Here is a 19570-nt window from a genome sequence, read left to right on the forward strand (position 1 = left end):
AGAAGGTAAAACGACACACGTGGCCGGAGTCGGGCACCACCCGCCGAGGGACAACGGGAAAAGGTAAGAATTGAAATGAAGGCTGGTTCAAAGTTTTTGAACGCAGTGTCGGCGTTTGCGCTGTCTGCTAGTGTTGTTGCATCGGGCGCAGGTGTACTGGTACTTGCTTCCGCACTTTCTGCCGAAGCGGCGGTTATCCGGAGCGTTCAGGTCCGCGGCGCACAGCGCGCCGGCGAGGAGGCTGTCCGTTCCAACCTGACCATCCGCCCGGGTGTCAACTTCTCCAATAACGACATCGATGAATCGGTCCGCAAGCTCTATTCGACCGGCTATTTCTCGGATGTCAAAATCAGTGTTTCCGGCAGCACGCTGGTCGTGTCGGTGAGCGAGAACCAGCTCATCAACCAGGTCGTGTTCAACGGCAACCGCAAAATCACGGACGACAAGCTTCAGGCAGTCGTTCAGACCCAGCCGCTCGGCCCGTACAATCAGGCATTGGTGGACGCGGATATCCAGCGTCTGCGCGAAGCCTATCGCGCGATCGGCCGCAGCGACGTTCAGATCACCACGCAGACTGCCGATGTCGGCCAGGGACGTGTCAACCTTGCTTTCGTCATCAACGAGGGTGACCGCACCAAGATCGCCGACATCAGTTTCGTCGGCAACCAGGCTTATGGCGATGGCCGCCTGAAGTCTGTGCTGATCACCAAGGAATCCGGTCCGCTGTCCTTCCTGACCCGCAAGGACGTCTACAGCGAGGACAAGCTGCGCGCCGACGAGGAAGCGCTGCGTCAGTTCTATTATAACCACGGTTATCCTGACTTCCGCGTCATCTCGTCGGAAGCGGTGCTCGATGAATCGGGCAACAAGTACAATATCAGCTTCACGGTCGAGGAAGGCCAGCGTTACGAGTATGGCAACGTCTCGGTAGAATCCACGGTCCAGGGCATCAGCGGCCAGGACCTCGAAGGTCTGGTCGAGACCCGCGCCGGCAACGTCTATAATGCCCGCGAAATCCAGAAGTCGATGGAAGCGATCTCCAAGCGCGTCGCAGCGGCCGGTTATCCGTTCGCCCGCGTCACGCCGCGCGGTGACCGCAACATGGAAAACCACACGGTCGGTGTTTCCTACCTGGTCGACCAGGGTGAGCGTGCCTATGTCGAGCGCATCGAGATCCGTGGCAACACCCGCACGCGTGACTATGTCATCCGCCGCGAATTCGATTTCAGCGAAGGCGATGCCTTCAACCAGGAAATGATCTCGCGCGCCAAGCGTCGCCTCGAGGCGCTCGGTTACTTCACGACCGTCAATATCTCGACCTCGCAGGGCACTTCGCCTGACCGCGTCGTCATCGTTGTCGATGTCGAGGACCAGCCGACCGGTTCGTTCGGTATCGGCGCCGGTTACTCGGCGGGCGGCGACGGCTTCCTGCTCGAAGCTTCGATCGAAGAAAAGAACTTCCTCGGCCGCGGCCAGTTCATCCGCGTCGCAGTCGGCGGCGGTCTCGACGAAGCCCGCAGCTACAACCTTTCGTTCACCGAGCCCTATTTCCTCGGTTATCGTCTGGCGGCCGGTTTCGACCTGTTCAAGAGCAAGACCTCTTCGAACGAGTATTACGATTACGATGAGCAGGGCGTCACCCTGCGCGTAACGGCGCCGATCACCGAGGATCTGGCGACCACGTTCCGCTACACCTACAAGGAAATCCAGTACGACAACGACGGTGCCTTCGGTACCGACGGCGTCCCTGGCACTGTGGACGATAACCTTTCGTCGCCCTACATCTCGATGATCGACCAGGGCAAGTTCGTTCAGTCGTCGATTTCGCAGACGCTGACCTACAACACGCTCGACAGCCAGACGCTGCCGCGCGAAGGCATCTACGCGACGATCACGCATGAATATGCCGGTCTCGGCGGCGACTCCGACTTCTACAAGATCTCCGGCCGTGCCCGTTATTTCCAGCTTCTGTCGACCGAAGCTGACCTGATCGGCTCCATCGCAGTCGGTGCCGGCCATGTGGTTTCCACCGGCGACAATCTGCATGTCTTTGACCAGTTCACGATCGGCGGTCGTCAGATCCGCGGCTTCGAGAACGACGGTATCGGTCCGCGTACGACCGATCACGGCGATGCGCTCGGGGGCACGACCTACTTTACGGCCTCCGCCGAAATGACGATGCCGATGCCGGCTGTTCCGGAAGACTTTGGTCTGCGTGCTGCCGTCTTCGCCGATGCCGGTACCCTTTACGGCAATGATGTCCCGCTCGGCACCAGCACCGCGCAGGGCACCAGCATGAACTGGCGCGCTTCCGTCGGTGCGGGCATCATGTGGGCGTCGCCATTTGGCAACATCCGCTTCGACTACGCGCATCCGGTCATGAAGGAAGACTTCGACGAAACCCAGGAATTCCGGTTCAGCATGGCGAACCAGTTCTGATCATTTCCGCTCGCGGTTGCGGGCGGAAATCTGTTCTGGAGCTTTAGCTTTATGGACCACAATGAATTCTTTCCGCCCCATGATGGCGTGAGCCTGCGCGAGTTGGCCACCCTTCTTGGGGCTGAACTGCTTGATGGCAGCGTCGGCGATCGGCTGATCCGTTCCGTTGCACCCGTTGCGCGGGCCGGCGAGGGCGAGATCTGTTATATCCTGTCCCGGAAAAGCCGTCACGAACTGGAGAGCTGCAAGGCTTCCGCGATTATCTGTGATACCGCGATCCGTTCGATCATTCCGGCCCATATCCCGGTTCTGCTGACCAGGACGCCACACACGGCGTTTGCCCGGGCCGGTGCTATCCTGCATCCGATCGCGATGCGGCCGTCTCCGATCACTTCGTTTCCCCCGGGCATTTCGCCGGCCGCCTTCGTGGATCCGACCGCCAGGCTCGAACCCGGCGTCGAGATCGAGCCCATGGCCGTGATCGGCGCGCGGGCGGAAATCGGCACCGGCACCCGCATCGGCGCCGGCAGCGTTATCGGTGCCGACGTCAAGATCGGCCGGGATTGCACGATCGCAGCGGGTGCGAGCGTCGTTGCGGCTCTCATCGGCAATGGCGTGATCATCCATAATGGCGTTCGCATCGGCCAGGACGGTTTTGGTTTTGCTCCGGGTCCGAGAGGCATGCTGAAGATCGTCCAGATCGGCCGCGTCATCATCCAGGACAATGTCGAGATCGGTGCCAACACCACGGTCGACCGCGGCGCCATGGATGATACGGTCATCGGCGAGGGCACCAAGATCGACAACCAGGTTCAGATCGCCCACAACGTCCGCATCGGCCGCCATTGCGGCATAGCGAGCGGTGCAGGTATTGCAGGTTCGACGCGGATCGGCGACGGCGTATTGATCGGTGGCGCATCCGGTATTAATGGACACATCTCGATTGGAGACGGCGTCCAGATCGCCGCGATGAGCGGTGTGGTGGGAGATATTCCCGCCGGTGCGCGTTATGGCGGTATTCCCGCCCGCCCGATGCCGGATTTCCTCCGCGATACCGCGGAAGTCTTGATGCGTTCGGACGAGCGGGCGAAACGCAGAGGAGAGAAGAAGAATGACTGATGAGACCAAGCCGGTGCTCGGCGCGGCCGATATTCAGGAAATCATGAAGCTGCTGCCGCACCGTTATCCTTTTCTCCTGGTCGATAAGATCGTCGAGATCGATGGCGACAATTCCGCGATCGGCATCAAGAACGTCACAGCCAACGAGCCGCATTTCACCGGGCATTTCCCGGAGCGGCCGATCATGCCGGGCGTGCTTCTGGTCGAAGGCATGGCGCAGACCGCCGGCGCCATCTGCGCCAGGAAGGAAGGCGAGGGCGGCAATCTCGTCTACTTCATGACCATCGACAATGCCCGCTTCCGCAAGCCGGTTGTGCCGGGCGACCGGGTCGAATTCCACGTCACCAAGCAGAAGCAGCGCGGAAATATCTGGAAATTCCATTGTGACGCGAAGGTGGACGGCGTACTTGTTGCCGAAGCCGATATCGGCGCAATGATCCGGCGCAAGGAAGAAGAATGAGCAGCATTGCAGCCAGCGCGCGCATCCATCCGTTAGCTTTGGTCGAGGACGGCGCCGTCATCGGCGAGAACGTCGTCGTCGGCCCGTTTTCGCATGTCGGCCCGCGCGTGGTGCTGAAGGATGGCGTCGAACTGCTGTCGCATGCCGTGGTGAGCGGTCGCACCGAGATCGGTCGCAATTGCCGTATCTTTCCGATGGCGATCATCGGCGGCGTTTCCCAGAGCCTGCATGAGGCAGGCGAGGAATCGACGCTGACGGTCGGCGACAATTGCGTCATGCGCGAAGGCGTGACGATGAACTGCGGCACGGTCGGCGGTGGCGGCAAGACCGTGGTCGGCAACAACTGCCTGTTCCTCGCCAATTCGCACGTCGCGCATGACTGTCAGCTCGGCAACGATATCATCATGTCGAACAACGTCATGCTGGCCGGCCACGTGCATGTGGCGGACCGGGCGATCCTCGGCGGCGGCTGCGCCGTGCATCAGTTTACCCGCATCGGCCGCCAGGCCTTTATCGGCGGGCTTTCGGCCGTCAATTACGACGTCATCCCCTATGGCATGCTGAACGGCAATCCGGGTGTCCTCGGCGGCCTGAACGTGGTCGGCATGACCCGGGCCGGCATCGAGCGCGCGACGATCCATACCGTCCGCCGCGCCTTCAAGCAGATCTTCGAGGGCGAGAGCAACATCCGCGCCAATGCAGCGGCGATCCGCAACGACTACGCCGACTGCAAGGAAGCGATGGAAATCCTCGATTTCATCGCTGTCGAGAGCGATCGTGCCATTTCCTCGACCTTCCGCGGCAAGGGCTGATCCCACATGGCCGGCCTCCCGAGCCTTGCGCCGAAGGGCCGGCTGGCAATCATCGCCGGGAAGGGCTTCTTGCCCCTCTATGTGGCGAAAGCCGCGCAGGCGGCCGGTGAAACGCCTCTGGTCGTAGCGCTCGCAAATGAATCCGATCAGAGCTTCGATGGTTTCGAGGCGGTCTCCGTCGGCGTCGGCGATCTTTCGGCGATCGAACGCCTGTTTCGCGACAGGGGTATCACCCGCGTCATCCTGTCCGGTGGCGTTGCCCGAAGGCCCGACTGGCGCGACATCCATCCGACCTTCCGTACGATCCTGAAAGTCCCCTCGGTTGTCCGCACGCTTCTTTCCGGCGGAGACGATTCAGTGCTCCAGATGGTCATCAAGCTCATCGAGGCGATGGGCTGCGAGGTGCTGGGCGCCCACGACATCGTGCCCGGCCTGCTTGCCAAGACCGGTCCGCTCGGCGCCCACGCGCCGTCCGAGGATGACCGCCGCGATATCGATCGGGCGTCCGAAGCCGCCAAGCGTCTCGGCGAGCTCGATATCGGCCAGGGCGCGGTCAGCGTCGGCGGACGCGTCGTGGCTTTGGAAGGCGTCGAGGGCACGGACCGGATGCTGGAACGGGTGACGGCATTGCGCGCCGAGGGCCGCATCTCCGCCCGCCGCAAAGGCGTGCTCGTCAAGCTCTGCAAACCGCAGCAGGATATGCGCGCCGACCTGCCGACGATCGGGCCGTCGACCATCGAAAATGCCATCAAGGCCGGTCTCGCCGGCATCGCCGTGGAGGCGGGACGCGCTTTGGTGCTGGAAGAATCCAAGATGATTGCCGCGGCCGATGCTGCCGGTATTTTCGTCTGCGGCATCGATCCCGGCCTGCCGCAAGGAGGATTGTGATGGTCGAGACCTTGAAGGTCGGCGTCATCGCCGGCGAAGTGTCCGGCGATCTTCTCGGCGGTGATCTGATCGCGGCCCTGAAAGCAGCCCATGACGGCCCGGTCGAGCTCGTCGGCGTCGGCGGCGATGCGCTGGAAGCGCAGGGCCTCACCTCGCTCTTCGACTTTTCCGAACTCTCGATCATGGGGCTGACCCAGGTGATCGCGCGCCTGCCGAACCTGATCAGGCGGATCAATCAGACGGCGGCCGCCATAGTGGCGGCAAAGCCGGATGTGCTGATCATCATCGACAGCCCCGATTTCACCCATCGCGTTGCCAAGAAGGTGCGCGCCGCTTTGCCGGACCTGCCGATCGTCGATTATGTCTGCCCGAGTGTCTGGGCCTGGAAGGAATATCGCGCCAAGGCGATGCTCGCCTATGTCGACCGTGTTCTGGCCGTGCTGCCCTTCGAGCCCGAGGCCATGAAGCGTCTCGGTGGGCCGGAAACCACCTTCGTCGGCCATCGCCTGACAGCCGATCCGTCGCTCCTCAAGGTCCGCGGCATCCGGGCCGGGCGCCCGGTGAAGGGGCAGGGCGAAGAAAAGACGATCATGCTTCTGCCGGGCTCCCGTTCGGCGGAGATCAAGGCGCTGCTGCCGGTCTTCGGTGAGGCAGCCCGCGAGTTCGTCGCCCGCAACGGGCCGACCCGCTTTGTGCTGCCGACGATTCCCCGCCAGGAAAGACTGGTGCGCGAGATCGCCGCCGGTTTCGAGGTCAAGCCGGAGATCACCGCCGATACGGACGGCAAATGGGCGGCATTCGCCGAAGCGGACGCAGCACTGGCCGCATCCGGCACGGTGATCCTCGAACTCGGCCTGGCCGGAATCCCGATGGTCTCGGCCTACAAGACCGACTGGCTGATCACCATGCTCGCAAAACGCATCAAGACCTGGTCCGGCGCCCTGCCAAACCTGATCGCCGATTACGCAGTCGTGCCGGAATACGTCAACGATGTAGTGCGTGCGGCGAGCCTCTGCCGCTGGGCCGAGCGCTTGTCCTCCGATACGATGCAGCGTCGCGCCATGCTGGAAGGTTTCGATCTGACCTGGGAGCGCCTGCAGGTGCCTGTGCCGCCGGGCGAAGCGGCCGCCGGCATCGTTCTCCAGGTTCTGGACACAAAAAAACCCGGTCGTCTCTGACCGGGTTTTTTGTTTGGTGTCGTTTGCGGATTAACGCTTGGAGACCGGAATGTAGTCCCGCTGCGCTTCGCCGGTATAGAGCTGACGCGGGCGGCCGATGCGCTGTTGCGGATCTTCGATCATTTCGGCCCACTGGGCGATCCAGCCGACGGTGCGGGCAAGTGCGAAGAGCACGGTGAACATGGTGGTGGGGAAGCCCATCGCCTTCAGCGTGATGCCCGAATAGAAGTCGATATTCGGGTAGAGCTTCTTCTCGATGAAATACTCGTCGGTGAGTGCGATGCGCTCGAGTTCCATCGCGACCTGCAGGAGCGGATCGTCCTTGTGGCCGAGTTCGCCGAGCACTTCATGCGTGGTCTTCTGCATGATCTTGGCGCGCGGATCGTAGTTCTTGTAGACCCGGTGACCGAAGCCCATCAGACGGAACGGATCGTTCTTGTCCTTGGCGCGAGCGATGTATTCCGGGATTTTGTCGACCGTGCCGATTTCCGTCAGCATGTTGAGCGCTGCTTCGTTGGCGCCGCCGTGGGCCGGGCCCCAGAGGCAGGCAATGCCGGCCGCGATGCAGGCGAACGGGTTGGCGCCCGAGGAACCGGCGAGGCGGACCGTCGAGGTCGAAGCGTTCTGCTCGTGGTCGGCATGCAGGATGAAGATGCGGTCCATGGCGCGCGACAGCACCGGGTTGACCACATATTCTTCGCACGGAACGGCAAAGCACATGCGCAGGAAGTTCGACGCATAGTCCAGGTTGTTCTGCGGGTAAACGAAGGGCTGGCCGATATGGTACTTGTAGGCCATCGCGGCAAGCGTCGGCATCTTGGCGATCATGCGCAGCGAAGCGACCATGCGCTGGTGCGGATCGGTGATGTCCGTCGAGTCGTGATAGAAGGCGGAGAGTGCCCCGACGCAACCGCACATGACGGCCATCGGATGGGCGTCGCGGCGGAAGCCGGTGAAGAAGCGGCTCATCTGCTCGTGCACCATCGTGTGATGGGTCACGCGATAGTCGAAGTCCTTCTTCTGCGCAGCGGTCGGCAGTTCCCCGTAAAGCAGCAGGTAGCAGGTTTCCAGGAAGTCGCCATGCTCGGCCAGCTGTTCGATCGGATAACCGCGATGCAGCAGGATGCCCGCGTCGCCGTCGATATAGGTGATCTTGGATTCGCAAGACGCCGTCGAGGTGAAGCCCGGGTCGTAGGTGAAGGTGCCGGTGTGTTTGTAAAGAGCGCCGATATCGACCACGTCAGGGCCGATGGTGCCCGACTTGACCGGCAGATCGACGTGTCTGTCACCGATTACCAGATTTGCGCTTGTTTCCGTCATGCTGATCCTCCAACTTTTTGGCGGCATGGCGCCCTAAAAGCGCCACAAGAATTAAGCGTCCACCGTTTAGCTATATGATCCGAAAGCTGATGCCAAGCTGTCGTGACGGCATTTTGTGCAGCGCGAAAAATTATTGGGCAGCGGCTTTTGCTTGGATGTCCAACTTCCTGTTGCAAGCCTAGTCCGCGCCTTGGAATTCCCGATATTTAACGGCCAGTTGACGACTGAGGAGGAAGCGCGCAGGTTGCATTGCCGCATGTTTGGCGGTCGGGCGAACAGAGCGTTTCATGCCGGAGGAAGATGCATTTCCGACGCGTGCCCAGGCAGGGAAGCTGATATCCCGGCCGCCGGATCTCCGCATAAACGGAGGCGCATCCGACTCGGTCAAGGTGCGGGATCTGGCCGAGCTTTTTCCCGCGATCGAGCGCAGCGCGCCGGTTCATACGTCAGGCGGGGCTTTTCGCCGCTCCCCAAGCCGACGCCTTGACCGGCTGCGGCGCCGTCTGCCGGTCATGCTGGAGGAGGAGGCGGTCTATGGCCATGGCTTCCTTTTTCTGCCCGTTGTCGTCGGGGCAGGGGCCGCCTGCTGGTTTGCGCTGCCGCAGACCCCGGCTTTCTGGCCGTATTTCCTCCTCTTTTGCGTCTGCGCGATATTTGTGGCTGTCTCGCGCTACCGGTCCGGCGCCACGCACCTCTTGCCGCTCGCTCTCGCACTCTTTCTCGCAGGCATGATGCTGGCGCAGTTGGAGACCTGGAGGCGGTCCACCGTCATTCTCGATACGCCTGTCACGACCGAGCTTGCCGGCGTGGTCGAGCGCAGGGAGAGCGACGCCCAGGGCCGCTGGCGTTATATCGTCCGCATCGAGCGGACCTCCAATCCGCAAGTCAGGCGCCCACCGCAGCGTGTATCGCTGCTGGCAAGGTCCCGCCATGAGCCTGCCCAGACCGGCGAGACGATCAGCGGCCGCGCCCGCATTTCACCCCCGTCGGGACCCGCCTTGCCCGGCCTCAACGACTTTGCCTTTTCTTCCTATTTCGACGGTATCGGCGCGGTTGGATTTTTCTATGGGGCGCCGAAAAAGCAGGCTACTCTTCCGTCAACCCGGAGCTGGATAGAGGACGTTGAAACCCAGCTTTTCGATCTGCGCAGTGCAATCGCAACCCGTATCCGGGAGACAGTGCCCGGAGATCCCGGCGCCTTTGCCGCGGCGATCGTCACGGACGAGCGCCGGGCGATTTCCGAAGACACCACCGAGGCGCTGCGACTGTCGGGCCTCGCCCATATCGTCGCCATTTCCGGGCTGAACATGGCGCTCGCCGCCGGCATCTTCTTTGTCGGCGTGCGCACCGTGCTTTCCGTCTTCACGGGCTTCGCCCAGGCCTATCCGGTGAAGAAGATCGCCGCACTCGGCGCCCTGATGATGGCGACGGCCTATTACCTGATCTCGGGTTTCGGCGTTTCCGCCGAGCGGGCCTATATCATGATGGCGATCATGCTGGTCGCGGTGCTTTTCGATCGGCCCTCGATCAGCCTGCGCAATGTAGCCCTGTCCGCGCTGGTGATCATCGCGATGTCGCCCTCGGAAGCACTGGGGCCGAGCTTCCAGATGTCGTTTGCCGCCACCGCCGCCCTGGTCGCCGGCTACGCACTCTGGAAACACAGGGCGGAACGCCGCGATCCCGAACCTCTGCCATTCCGTCACCCTATGGTGACGCCGGTGCTGGCATCCTGGAATTTTGCGGCTGGCATCTTCGTGACCTCGCTGATCGGCGGCATCTCGACCGCCGTGTTCTCGGTCGAGCATTTCCACCGTATCGCCACCTACGGCCTTGCCGCCAACCTCGCCGCCATGCCGATCATCTCCTTCGTGGTCATGCCGGCCGGGCTGGCCGGCATGCTGCTGATGCCGTTCGGCCTCGATGCTCCCTTCATGAAGCTCATGGGCCTCGGCCTGGAGTGGGTGATTGCCATCGCCAAACACGTCGCCGCCTGGGGCGGCGATGTCGGCATGGGGCGACAGCATCCCTGGTTCCTGACCGTCTCGACGGCAGGTTTTCTGCTGCTGACCCTGCTGAGGACGAGACTGAGGCTGATAGGCCTGCCGCTGATGGTGACCGCTCTGCTGCTTTCCTGGCATGAGCGGTCGATGCCCCTGCCGAATATCCTGATCTCGGAAGACGGGACGATGGTAGCACTTGTAGACGGGAAAGGGGTCGCCACCAATCGCGCCCACCCGCCCGACTTCGTCTACGATCAATGGAAGAGGGCGCTTTTGCTCGGCGATCCCACCAAGCCTGAAATGTCGCCATCCAGGGACAAGCCACCCGACGACAGGCCACCCGGCGCGAAAACCAACGAGCGCCGCGAACTGACCCCACAGGAACTCGAAACGGCGAAGTCGAGGATAAAACAGGCGCCTGCCGGCCGCTTCGCCTGTGAGCCGACGGCCTGGTGTGCGGCAAGCATGGGCAAGGGCATCGTTATCGCTGTCGAGGATGGCCGTTATGCGGGTGCCGCCTGCGACGCCGCCAATCTTGTCATTGCGCCGCGTGCCCGCTTCGACCAATGCCGGTCCGGCGCCCTGATGATCAATGGTGCCACGCTTCGCAAGGCGGGAGCCCTGGAGATTTCCCTCAACGGCGCGACCGACATTCGGCGCTGGCAGATCCGTGCCGCCATGGCGGGCGGAGACCGTCCCTGGAGCCGGCACCGCCACTATGATTGGCGAAGCCAGGGTTTCGATAGTTCCTTGCCGGAACCGCTCCGGCAGATGATCAGTGATACCGGCGGATGAGGCCGACGAGCTTGCCCTGGATCTTCACCCGGTCCGGCCCAAAAATGCGGGTTTCGTAGGCCGGGTTGGCGGCTTCGAGGGCGATGGAGGCGCCGCGGCGGCGGAAGCGCTTCAGCGTCGCTTCCTCGTCGTCCACCAGCGCCACGACGATGTCGCCCGGATTGGCCGTATTGCTGTTGCGGATGATCACGGTATCGCCGTCGAGAATGCCGGCCTCGATCATCGAATCACCCTTGACCTCGAGCGCATAATGCTCGCCGGAACCGAGCATCTCGGCCGGCACGGCGATGTCATGCGTGTTGTTCTGGATCGCCGAGATCGGCACACCGGCAGCGATGCGGCCCATGACCGGCACGGTCGTGGCGTTCGGTGAATCGTCGTTGGCGGCGGGTTTCTGAGGCGTTGCGACCGGCTGCGGTTTGCCGAGGCTTCCCTCGATGACGCTCGGCGAAAACCCGCGCCGCGGCTGCATGCTCGGCGAGTAGGCTTCCGGCAGCTTGATGACTTCGAGCGCCCGGGCCCGGTTTGGCAGGCGGCGGATGAAGCCGCGCTCCTCGAGCGCGGTGATCAGGCGGTGGATGCCGGACTTGGACGCGAGGTCGAGAGCGTCCTTCATTTCGTCGAATGACGGCGGGATGCCGGATTCCTTCATGCGTTCGTGAATGAACAGAAGCAATTCCTGTTGTTTGCGCGTGAGCATCTTTTGGCACCCTCAGAGTCGGAAACAAATCCAGAACAGACACTATATGTTCCATATGTGTTCTGCAAGTCCCTAAATTTCTGTGAAGTATGATGATTTTTTCTTCATAGATGCGTGCCAGATATCTCGGGTCTCACCACTTGCGCGGCGCGAGCCGGCTGCCAAAGTAGCTTTGCGATTCCAAATCCGGGGGCCCTCGCGTGAACGCAAGACCAATCGATCATCTCGTGCTGCCGGTGGCGGGACTTACCGCTGCGCGTTCCCGGCTCACGAAGCTTGGTTTTACAGTTGCGCCCGACGCTTTTCATCCTTTCGGCACAGCCAATGCTTGTGTGTTCTTCTCGGATGGCAGCTATCTGGAGCCGCTGGCTGTTGCCAATCGCCGTCATGCAAGCGCTGCCGCCAAACGCGGCAACGTTTTTACCGCACGCGATCTGGCCTTCCGCAAGGGACGCGACAGGCAGGGCTTCTCGGCGCTCGTTGTCGCCACGGGCGACGCGATGGCCGATCACGCACGTTTCAAGATGCGTGGCGTTTCGGCAGGCGACGTGCTGGAATTCTCCCGCGGGATGACCTTGGCCGACGGTACCGAAACCCAGGCGAGCTTCCGGCTGGCTTTTGCGGGTGATGACCGGGCGCCCGACTTCCTGATGTTTTCCTGTCAGCGCATCAATCCCCTGCCGGCCGATCGCGACGAGCTGGAGCGCCATTCCAATGCGGTCATGGGGCTGAGCGAGATCATCCTGTCGGCATCGGCGCCCTCCGATTTCGCACCCCTGGCCGAGCAGGTGCTGATGACAAAGGCCAAGCCGGAGGCTGCGTCGATCGAGCTTGCCGCGGCCAATGCCCGCATTCGCATCCTGCAGGATCACGAACTCGATGCGGAATTCGCCCTGCCGTCGACGCCGGATGCCGAGGGGCTGCGCGGCCGGCTGATCATCTTCAAGACGGCCGATCTTGCCGTGACAGAGATCACCCTTGCTGCTAATGACGTCGCATTCGTCCGCCGGGAGGGCCGTGTTCTCGTCTCGGCGGCGCCCGGCCAGGGTGTTTTGTTCGGCTTCGAGGAATAGGTTCATGGAAGTTACCGCAAATTCCAGCGTCTCCGTCGGCGAAGGAGACGGCAAGGTGGTTTTCGCGCAGGACGCAAAACTGTCGCTGATTGCCGGCCCCTGCCAGATGGAAAGCCGCGACCACGCCTTCATGATGGCAGGCGCGCTCAAGGAACTCTGCGGCAAGCTCGGTATCGGCCTCGTCTACAAATCCTCCTACGACAAGGCCAACCGCACGTCGATTTCCGGCAAGCGCGGCATCGGGCTCGAAGAGTCCATGGAAATCTTCGCAGACCTGAAGCAGGAATTCGGCTTTCCGGTTCTGACCGACATTCATACGGAAGAACAATGCGCTGTCGTCGCAAAGACGGTGGACATCCTGCAGATCCCGGCTTTTCTGTCCCGCCAGACGGATCTGCTTGTCGCCGCCGCCAAGACCGGCCGCGTCATCAACGTCAAGAAGGGCCAGTTCCTGGCACCTTGGGACATGAAGAACGTGCTCGCCAAAATCACCCAGAGCGGCAACCCGAACGTTCTGCTGTGCGAGCGCGGCGCCTCCTTCGGCTACAACACGCTGGTCTCCGACATGCGTTCGCTGCCGATCATGGCGTCCATGGGCGCGCCGGTGATCTTCGATGCGACGCATTCCGTACAGCAGCCTGGCGGGCAGGGAGGCTCCACCGGAGGAGACCGCACCATGGTGCCGGTCCTCGCGCGGGCAGCGGTCGCCGTCGGCATAGCGGGCCTGTTCATCGAAACGCACGAGGATCCGGACAACGCGCCCTCGGACGGCCCCAACATGGTGCATCTGAAGGACATGCCGCGGCTGCTCGAAAAGCTGCTCGCGCTCGATGCCGTTGCCAAGGCGGCTTGAGCCCGCCCACAAAAAGCGCGCAAACTGCTTCGATTGTAATTTTCGTGTCATTGATTATGAGACATTTTCAGTGACCTCGTGACGTCAAGTCCAAACCCAGGGAGAGACCCTTGACCGCCATCACCGATATCATCGCTCGCGAAATTCTCGACAGCCGCGGCAATCCGACCGTAGAGGTGGATGTCTATCTGGAAGACGGTTCGATGGGCCGTGCGGCCGTTCCGTCGGGCGCCTCCACCGGCGCTCACGAAGCCGTCGAACTCCGCGACGGCGGCAAGCGCTATCACGGCAAGGGCGTCGAAAAGGCGGTCGAAGCCGTCAACACCGAGATCTTCGATGCGATCGGCGGTTTTGATGCCGAAAGCCAGATCCATATCGACAAGACGATGATCGCGCTCGATGGCACGCCGAACAAGTCGCGCCTCGGCGCCAATGCCATCCTCGGCGTCTCGCTCGCCGTCGCCAAGGCTGCCGCCGAAACGTCCGGCCTGCCGCTCTACCGGTATGTCGGCGGTCCGAACGCGCATGTCCTGCCGGTCCCGATGATGAACATCATCAACGGCGGCGCCCATGCCGACAACCCGATCGACTTCCAGGAATTCATGGTCATGCCGGTCGGCGCCGATACGCTGAAGGACGCCGTGCGCATGGGCTCGGAGATCTTCCACGTCCTCAGGAAGGAACTGGCGGCCCAGGGCCACAATACCAATGTCGGCGACGAAGGCGGTTTCGCACCGGGCCTGAAGAGCGCGTCGGAAGCCCTCGACTTCATCATGAAATCGGTCGAGAAGGCCGGTTACACGCCTGGCGACGACGTCTGCCTGGCGCTCGATTGCGCCTCGACTGAATTCTTCAAGAACGGCAAGTACGAAATGGAAGGCGAGGGCCGTACGCTCGAGCCGGAAGCCATGGCCGATTACCTGGCCGAGCTTGCAGCCAAGTACCCGATCATTTCGATCGAAGACGGCATGGCGGAAGACGATTGGGCCGGCTGGAAGTACCTGACCGACAAGATCGGCGCCAAGTGCCAGCTCGTCGGCGACGACCTGTTCGTCACCAATTCGGCGCGCCTGCGCGACGGCATAAAGATGGGTGTCGCCAACTCCATCCTCGTCAAGGTCAACCAGATCGGCTCGCTGTCGGAAACGCTCGATGCCGTCGAGACTGCCCACAAGGCGGCCTACACCGCCGTCATGTCGCACCGCTCGGGCGAAACCGAAGACTCGACGATCGCCGATCTCGCCGTGGCCACCAATTGCGGACAGATCAAGACCGGCTCGCTGTCGCGTTCCGACCGGCTTGCCAAGTACAACCAGCTCATCCGCATCGAGGAGATGCTGGGTCCGCAGGCCGTTTATGCCGGCCGCGGCATCCTGAAAGCCTGAGGCTTTTCAATCCGACATTTCCAATGAAAGCCCGCGTCAAAAGCGCGGGCTTTTTCGCGTCATGATTCTGGTCAACGATTGCTTAAGCAAGTTCTGCGAATTTGAAGCTCTGTTTCGGATCCGATTTGAGATCCCGTAAGCGTGGCAAGGCGTTAGAGCGGCATGTGGACAAAGCATCATAAGAAAAGAAGATTCGGCCGTTTTGCCCTTCCAGCCATCACAGTCGCGTTTCTTTCCTATTTCGGCTATCATTCCATCCACGGTGATCTCGGCCTGATCGCCACGGAGGAATTCGAACGTCAGCGGCAGGCGCGTGCAGGCGAGCTCGCAAAGTTGACCGCTCGGCGCGAGACGCTGGAGCGGCAGGTTCAGCTGATGAGCGACGGCTCGCTCGACAAGGACATGCTGGACGAGATCGCCCGCTATCAGCTGAATATTTCCCGGGGCGACGAAATCGTCATCTTCAACAACTACTTCTAAATTAACCTGATTTCGGTTAATTTTACATTTCTGTAACCTTTTCAGTAGGTTGCGCGGAATGTGAGCCATGCATTTATGGCATTGCTGGGGCAGCCTTTCTTGCCTATGGTACGCCCCGAAACCAGAGTGGGAATCTGGCGATACACGTCAGGGCGCAATCTCGCTCTCAACGCAGAACTCAAAGGGAGGGATGAATGGCGCCGACCAAGACCGCGTCTGTATCCGGCCGCAAACCAGCGGCAAAGTCTGCAATCAAATCTGCCTCGAAATCCTCCGCCAAGGAGTTTACGGGCAAGAATACGCCGGATTTCGGCAAGGATCAGGATCTTCACGCCTATCGTGAGATGCTCCTGATACGCCGTTTCGAGGAGAAGGCCGGCCAGCTCTACGGCATGGGCTTCATCGGCGGGTTCTGTCATCTCTATATCGGCCAGGAAGCGGTCGTCGTCGGCATGCAGATGGCGCAGCAGGACGGTGACCAGGTTATCACCGCCTATCGCGACCACGGGCACATGCTGGCAACCGGCATGAACGCACGTGGCGTCATGGCGGAGCTGACGGGACGCAAGGGTGGCTATTCCCGGGGGAAGGGCGGCTCGATGCACATGTTCTCCAAGGAAAAGAATTTCTACGGCGGCCACGGCATCGTCGGTGCCCAGGTCTCGCTCGGCACCGGTCTCGCCTTCGCCAACAGGTACCGTGGCAATGACAGCGTCTCGGTCGCCTATTTCGGCGACGGCGCGGCCAACCAGGGCCAGGTCTACGAGAGCTTCAACATGGCAGCCCTCTGGAAGCTGCCGATCGTCTATATCGTCGAGAACAACCGCTATGCGATGGGCACCTCGACGGCCCGTGCAACGGCGCAGTCGAACTACTCGCTGCGTGGTTCCGGCTTCGGTATTCCGGGCATCCAGGTCGACGGCATGGACGTTCGCGCCGTCAAGGCTGCCGGCGACGAGGCGCTCGAGCATTGCCGCTCCGGCAAGGGCCCGATCATTCTCGAAATGCTCACCTACCGTTATCGCGGCCACTCCATGTCCGACCCGGCGAAATATCGATCCAAGGACGAGGTGCAGAAGATGCGCTCCGAGCACGACCCGATCGAGCAGGTGCGTCTGCGCCTCATCGAAAAGGGCTGGGCGACCGAGGACGAGCTGAAGGCGATCGACAAGGATATCCGCGACGTCGTTTCGGATAGCGCCGATTTTGCCCAGGCCGATCCGGAGCCGGATGCGTCCGAGCTCTACACCGACATTCTGCTCTGATCGCGGGGAGGGAACCCAATGCCAATCGATATCCTGATGCCCGCCCTTTCTCCGACCATGGAGGAAGGTACGCTCAGCAAGTGGCTGAAAAAAGAGGGTGACAAGGTCACCTCCGGCGACGTGATCGCCGAAATCGAGACCGACAAGGCAACCATGGAAGTGGAAGCCGTCGATGAAGGCGTGATCGGCAAACTGCTGGTCGAAGCCGGAACCGAAAACGTCAAGGTCAACACCAAGATCGCCGTGCTCCTGCAGGACGGCGAAAGCGCCGATGCGATCGGTTCTTCGGCACCTGCCAAGGAGGCTCCGAAGGCTGAAGCTCAGGCTGCCCCGGAAGAAAAGCCGGCGGCTGCTCCGGTCCCGGCCCAGCCGAAGGCCGAGGCCGCTGCCGATCCGGATATCCCGGCCGGTACCGAAATGGTCATGACCACCGTTCGCGAAGCGCTTCGCGACGCCATGGCCGAGGAAATGCGCCGCGACGAAGACGTCTTCGTCATGGGCGAGGAAGTCGCCGAATACCAGGGCGCCTACAAGATCACGCAAGGGTTGCTGCAGGAATTCGGACCCCGTCGCGTCGTCGACACGCCGATCACCGAACACGGCTTTGCCGGCGTCGGCGTCGGTGCCGCCATGGCGGGCCTGAAGCCGATCGTCGAATTCATGACCTTCAACTTCGCCATGCAGGCGATCGACCAGATCATCAACTCCGCCGCCAAGACGCTCTACATGTCCGGCGGCCAGATGGGTGCGCCGATCGTGTTCCGCGGCCCGAACGGTGCCGCCGCCCGCGTCGGCGCCCAGCACAGCCAGGATTATGCCGCATGGTATAGTCAGATCCCGGGCCTCAAGGTCGTCATGCCGTACACCGCAGCCGACGCGAAGGGTCTCCTGAAGGCGGCCATCCGCGATCCGAACCCGGTTATCTTCCTCGAAAACGAAATCCTCTACGGCCACCAGTTCGAGGTGCCGAAGCTCGACGATTTCGTCCTGCCGATCGGCAAGGCCCGCATCCACAAAAAGGGCAAGGACGTTACCATCGTGTCCTTCGGCATCGGCATGACCTATTCCCTCAAGGCAATCGCCGAGCTGGAAAAGGAAGGCATCGACGTCGAACTGATCGACCTTCGCACCATCCGGCCGATGGATCTGCCGACGGTTATCGAATCAGTCAAGAAGACCGGCCGCCTCGTCACCGTCGAGGAAGGGTATCCGCAGTCGTCGGTCGGCACGGAAATCGCCACCCGCGTCATGCAGCAGGCCTTCGATTATCTCGATGCGCCGATCCTGACGATCGCCGGCAAGGACGTTCCGATGCCTTATGCGGCCAATCTCGAAAAGCTGGCGCTGCCGAATGTCGGCGAAGTCGTCCAGGCGGTGAAAACCGTCTGCTACAGATAAGGGGAGGATGTTTCGATGCCGATCAACATCACCATGCCTGCCCTGTCTCCCACCATGGAAGAGGGCAATCTTTCCAAGTGGCTCGTCAAGGAAGGCGACAAGGTCAAGTCGGGCGACGTGCTCGCCGAGATCGAGACCGACAAGGCGACCATGGAAGTCGAATCCGTAGATGAGGGCACCGTTGCCAAGCTCGTCGTGGCGGCCGGTACCGAAGGCGTCAAGGTCAATGCGCTGATCGCCATCCTTGCCGCCGATGGCGAGGATGTCTCGGCCGCCGCTGCCGGCGGCGGTGCTTCTCCGGCTCCGAAGGCCGAGGCTGCACCCGCTCCGAAGGCGGAAGCCGCTCCGGTTCAGAAGGCGTCCGAACTGGCGCCTGCTGTCGCTACACCGGCTCCGGCTGCTGCTCCGGCATCGTCGTCCGGCGCAAAGACCTTCTCGTCTCCACTCGCCCGTCGCCTCGCAAAGGAAGCCGGCCTCGATCTGTCCGCCGTTTCCGGCTCCGGCCCGCATGGACGCGTCGTCAAGGCCGATATCGAAAAGGCTGTGGCTTCCGGCGGCGCAAAGGCTGCACCGGCTGTCGCTCCGCAGGCCGCCGCCGCACCGGCGCCGGCCATGGCCAAGGGGCCGGCGGACGATACCGTCCTGAAGCTTTTCCCCGAGGGCTCCTACGAGCTTCTGCCGCATGACGGCATGCGCAAGACGATCGCCTCGCGCCTCACCGAGTCGAGTCAGACGGTTCCGTCCTACTTCGTCTCGATGGATTGCGAGCTCGACGCGCTGATGAAGCTGCGCGCCGAGATCAACAAGTCTTCGCCGATGAAGAAGACCGACAAAGGCGAGGTTCCGGCCTTCAAGCTGTCGGTCAACGACTTCATCATCAAGGCGATGGCGCTCGCTCTGCGCGATGTCCCGATGGCGAATGCTTCCTGGACCTCGACGGCCCGCGTGCTGCACAAGCATGCGGACGTCGGCGTGGCCGTATCCATCCCGGACGGCCTGATCACCCCGATCGTCCGCAAGGCTGAAACGAAGACGCTGTCCGCCATCTCAAACGAGGTGAAGGATCTGGCCAGGCGCGCCCGCGACAAGAAGCTGAAGCCGGAGGAATACCAGGGCGGCACGACATCCGTGTCCAACCTCGGCATGTTCGGCGTCTCCAACTTCACCTCGATCGTCAACCTGCCGCAGGCCTCGATCGTCTCGATCGGCGCAGGCGTCGAGAAGCCGATCGTCAAGAACGGCGAGATCAAGGTGGGCACGGTGATGACGGCAACCTTCGCCTTCGACCACCGCGTCATCGACGGCGCGCTCGGCGCGGAACTCGCGTCCGCCTTCAAGCGCTACATCGAAAACCCGATGGCGATGCTGGTGTAGTCCGGTCTTTCCCTCCCCCTTGCGGGGAGGG

At 62.0% G+C, this 19570-nt stretch carries 16 protein-coding genes; 14 read left to right on the top strand and 2 right to left on the bottom strand.

Annotation, left to right across the window (positions count from 1 at the left end):
- Positions 1-75 precede the first annotated feature (75 nt).
- From bamA to lpxB, 6 genes are read left to right on the top strand one after another with little or no spacing between them, the layout of a single operon-like run.
- Positions 76-2439 carry an outer membrane protein assembly factor BamA gene (gene bamA / locus LZK81_RS09775; protein WP_233956047.1) on the top strand — a complete coding sequence of 788 codons (2364 nt, stop codon included), beginning with the start codon at positions 76-78 and terminating at the stop codon, positions 2437-2439.
- Positions 2440-2490: 51 nt separating this feature from the next.
- The gene (lpxD, locus tag LZK81_RS09780) at positions 2491-3558 is read left to right on the top strand and encodes a UDP-3-O-(3-hydroxymyristoyl)glucosamine N-acyltransferase (protein ID WP_233956049.1); all 1068 of its coding nucleotides are present in this window, start codon (positions 2491-2493) and stop codon (positions 3556-3558) included.
- Positions 3551-4018, top strand: coding sequence for a 3-hydroxyacyl-ACP dehydratase FabZ (gene fabZ, locus LZK81_RS09785; protein ID WP_046606285.1), 468 nt, complete (start codon positions 3551-3553; stop codon positions 4016-4018). Before lpxD ends, fabZ begins: the two co-directional genes overlap by 8 nt.
- Positions 4015-4830, top strand: a complete 816-nt coding sequence (gene lpxA, locus LZK81_RS09790; protein WP_046606286.1) for an acyl-ACP--UDP-N-acetylglucosamine O-acyltransferase — start codon at positions 4015-4017, stop codon at positions 4828-4830. The genes fabZ and lpxA overlap by 4 nt, the downstream gene beginning before the upstream one ends.
- A 6-nt stretch (positions 4831-4836) precedes the next feature.
- A complete protein-coding gene (locus tag LZK81_RS09795; protein WP_233956051.1) occupies positions 4837-5718 on the top strand; it encodes an LpxI family protein in 882 nt (293 codons plus the stop codon).
- Positions 5718-6896, top strand: coding sequence for a lipid-A-disaccharide synthase (gene lpxB, locus LZK81_RS09800; RefSeq protein ID WP_233956060.1), 1179 nt, complete (start codon positions 5718-5720; stop codon positions 6894-6896). The genes LZK81_RS09795 and lpxB overlap by 1 nt, the downstream gene beginning before the upstream one ends.
- 30 nt (positions 6897-6926) lie before the next feature.
- On the opposite strand, the gene gltA is transcribed toward lpxB, so the two are convergent.
- Positions 6927-8216, bottom strand: a complete 1290-nt coding sequence (gltA, locus tag LZK81_RS09805; RefSeq protein WP_046606289.1) for a citrate synthase — start codon at positions 8214-8216, stop codon at positions 6927-6929.
- A 287-nt stretch (positions 8217-8503) separates the two neighbouring features.
- Between gltA and LZK81_RS09810 the strand changes: the two genes are divergently transcribed.
- Positions 8504-11011 carry a ComEC/Rec2 family competence protein gene (locus LZK81_RS09810; protein WP_233956061.1) on the top strand — a complete coding sequence of 836 codons (2508 nt, stop codon included), beginning with the start codon at positions 8504-8506 and terminating at the stop codon, positions 11009-11011.
- Here LZK81_RS09810 and lexA read toward each other — a convergent pair.
- Positions 10992-11711, bottom strand: coding sequence for a transcriptional repressor LexA (gene lexA, locus LZK81_RS09815; RefSeq protein WP_046606291.1), 720 nt, complete (start codon positions 11709-11711; stop codon positions 10992-10994). The two genes, LZK81_RS09810 and lexA, sit on opposite strands and share 20 nt — an antisense overlap.
- Positions 11712-11911: 200 nt before the next feature.
- Between lexA and LZK81_RS09820 the strand changes: the two genes are divergently transcribed.
- From LZK81_RS09820 to LZK81_RS09850, 7 genes are all read left to right on the top strand, one after another.
- A complete protein-coding gene (locus LZK81_RS09820; protein ID WP_233956063.1) occupies positions 11912-12784 on the top strand; it encodes a VOC family protein in 873 nt (290 codons plus the stop codon).
- A gap of 4 nt (positions 12785-12788) precedes the next feature.
- Complete coding sequence (gene kdsA / locus LZK81_RS09825) at positions 12789-13637, top strand: 3-deoxy-8-phosphooctulonate synthase (RefSeq protein ID WP_046608911.1); 849 nt, start codon at positions 12789-12791, stop codon at positions 13635-13637.
- A gap of 110 nt (positions 13638-13747) precedes the next feature.
- On the top strand, positions 13748-15022 hold the full coding sequence (gene eno / locus LZK81_RS09830) for a phosphopyruvate hydratase (protein ID WP_046606294.1): 1275 nt from the start codon (positions 13748-13750) through the stop codon (positions 15020-15022).
- Positions 15023-15184: 162 nt separating this feature from the next.
- On the top strand, positions 15185-15502 hold the full coding sequence (locus tag LZK81_RS09835) for an FtsB family cell division protein (protein WP_233956065.1): 318 nt from the start codon (positions 15185-15187) through the stop codon (positions 15500-15502).
- Positions 15503-15696: 194 nt separating this feature from the next.
- A complete protein-coding gene (pdhA, locus tag LZK81_RS09840) occupies positions 15697-16767 on the top strand; it encodes a pyruvate dehydrogenase (acetyl-transferring) E1 component subunit alpha (protein ID WP_046606296.1) in 1071 nt (356 codons plus the stop codon).
- Between the two features lie 18 nt (positions 16768-16785).
- A complete protein-coding gene (locus tag LZK81_RS09845; RefSeq protein WP_046624022.1) occupies positions 16786-18165 on the top strand; it encodes a pyruvate dehydrogenase complex E1 component subunit beta in 1380 nt (459 codons plus the stop codon).
- A 15-nt stretch (positions 18166-18180) separates the two neighbouring features.
- Positions 18181-19539, top strand: a complete 1359-nt coding sequence (locus LZK81_RS09850; RefSeq protein ID WP_233956067.1) for a pyruvate dehydrogenase complex dihydrolipoamide acetyltransferase — start codon at positions 18181-18183, stop codon at positions 19537-19539.
- The last annotated feature ends 31 nt before the right edge of the window (positions 19540-19570 follow it).

It is taken from the genome of Neorhizobium galegae (assembly GCF_021391675.1).
GTDB lineage: Bacteria > Pseudomonadota > Alphaproteobacteria > Rhizobiales > Rhizobiaceae > Neorhizobium > Neorhizobium galegae_B.

Coding starts and splice junctions, on each gene's coding strand:
- bamA (WP_233956047.1), top strand. CDS start 76: ATGAAGGCTGGTTCAAAGTTTTTGAACGCAGTGTCGGCGTTTGCGCTG.
- lpxD (WP_233956049.1), top strand. CDS start 2,491: ATGGACCACAATGAATTCTTTCCGCCCCATGATGGCGTGAGCCTGCGC.
- fabZ (WP_046606285.1), top strand. CDS start 3,551: ATGACTGATGAGACCAAGCCGGTGCTCGGCGCGGCCGATATTCAGGAA.
- lpxA (WP_046606286.1), top strand. CDS start 4,015: ATGAGCAGCATTGCAGCCAGCGCGCGCATCCATCCGTTAGCTTTGGTC.
- LZK81_RS09795 (WP_233956051.1), top strand. CDS start 4,837: ATGGCCGGCCTCCCGAGCCTTGCGCCGAAGGGCCGGCTGGCAATCATC.
- lpxB (WP_233956060.1), top strand. CDS start 5,718: ATGGTCGAGACCTTGAAGGTCGGCGTCATCGCCGGCGAAGTGTCCGGC.
- gltA (WP_046606289.1), bottom strand. CDS start 8,216: ATGACGGAAACAAGCGCAAATCTGGTAATCGGTGACAGACACGTCGAT.
- LZK81_RS09810 (WP_233956061.1), top strand. CDS start 8,504: ATGCCGGAGGAAGATGCATTTCCGACGCGTGCCCAGGCAGGGAAGCTG.
- lexA (WP_046606291.1), bottom strand. CDS start 11,711: ATGCTCACGCGCAAACAACAGGAATTGCTTCTGTTCATTCACGAACGC.
- kdsA (WP_046608911.1), top strand. CDS start 12,789: ATGGAAGTTACCGCAAATTCCAGCGTCTCCGTCGGCGAAGGAGACGGC.
- LZK81_RS09835 (WP_233956065.1), top strand. CDS start 15,185: ATGTGGACAAAGCATCATAAGAAAAGAAGATTCGGCCGTTTTGCCCTT.
- pdhA (WP_046606296.1), top strand. CDS start 15,697: ATGGCGCCGACCAAGACCGCGTCTGTATCCGGCCGCAAACCAGCGGCA.
- LZK81_RS09845 (WP_046624022.1), top strand. CDS start 16,786: ATGCCAATCGATATCCTGATGCCCGCCCTTTCTCCGACCATGGAGGAA.
- LZK81_RS09850 (WP_233956067.1), top strand. CDS start 18,181: ATGCCGATCAACATCACCATGCCTGCCCTGTCTCCCACCATGGAAGAG.